This window comes from Rothia sp. (in: high G+C Gram-positive bacteria), from assembly GCF_030540545.1.
Taxonomy (GTDB): domain Bacteria; phylum Actinomycetota; class Actinomycetes; order Actinomycetales; family Micrococcaceae; genus Rothia.
Genome location: NZ_JAUNVZ010000137.1, coordinates 1 through 1016 on the forward strand (window position 1 = coordinate 1; position 1016 = coordinate 1016).

1 protein-coding gene is annotated in these 1016 nt (G+C 55.1%); it reads right to left on the reverse strand.

Annotated elements, in window-relative coordinates; genetic code table 11:
- On the reverse strand, nt 1-976 hold a 976-nt coding region (locus Q4P78_RS09475), incomplete at its 3' end, for a NuoM family protein (RefSeq protein ID WP_303340118.1).
- Between the last annotated feature and the right edge of the window lie 40 nt (nt 977-1016).

Below are 1016 nucleotides of genomic sequence, written 5' to 3' on the forward strand. Positions count from 1 at the left end.
CACGCCGCTCGTGCGATCCATAAAGCACCAAGCCGCAGTGAGATACGGAGCTGTAAGCATTGATGTACTTCAGGTCGGTCTGTACGCAAGCGGAGAAGGCACCGTAAACCACAGAGATACCGGTGAGGATAAGGAATATCCAGCCCAGCTCATTGGCAGCCTCAGGCATGAGGTACATGGCGATACGGAAGCAACCGTAACCACCAAGCTTCATCAGCACACCGGCGTGAAGCATGGACACTGCCGTGGGGGCAGATGCGTGACCGTCGGGGCTCCACGTATGGAAGGGGAACAGGGCACCCAGTACGCCGAAGCCGATAAAGGTCAGGGGGAACCAAATGCACTGCTGGGCAAAGTCGATGGCGTGAGCACCACCCGTGTGGTTGGCAATCTCGACAATGTTCATCGTCTGGCCACCGGCACCGTAGAAGATACCGAAGATACCGCACATCAGGAAGGCTGAACCACCCATCAGCATGAGGGTCAGCTTCATGGCGGCGTACTCCTTCTTGCCGCTACCCCATACACCGATAAGGAGGTACATCGGGATAAGGGCTATCTCGTAGAACATGAACATGGCGAACATGTCGATAGAGATGAAGAAGCCGAATACACCCAAACTCAGCAGGGTGAACCAGAGGAAGTACTCCTTGGTCATCGGCTTGAGCTGCCAGGAGGCAAAGGTACCGGTAAAGACGATGACAGCTGAGAGCAGCAACATGGCTACGCTGATACCGTCTACACCGACAGAATATTTGATATGAAGGGGCTCGAACCAGCTAAACGAAGCGGTATAGAGCATCTCATCGGTGGCGCCGGCAGCGCGGTCGCCCAAGAAGGTTATCGTCAGATAACCGGCCAAGGCCAGCAACGCCGTACTACCTACGACCATGACCGCACGCACGCCCTTGACGTCGCGGGCAAGCCACAAGCCGAGGAGCATGACCAGCGGGATGAGTACGAATAAAGATAACAAGTTCATATTAGTCTGTTTGGTGATGAAGGGGGAAGCTCTA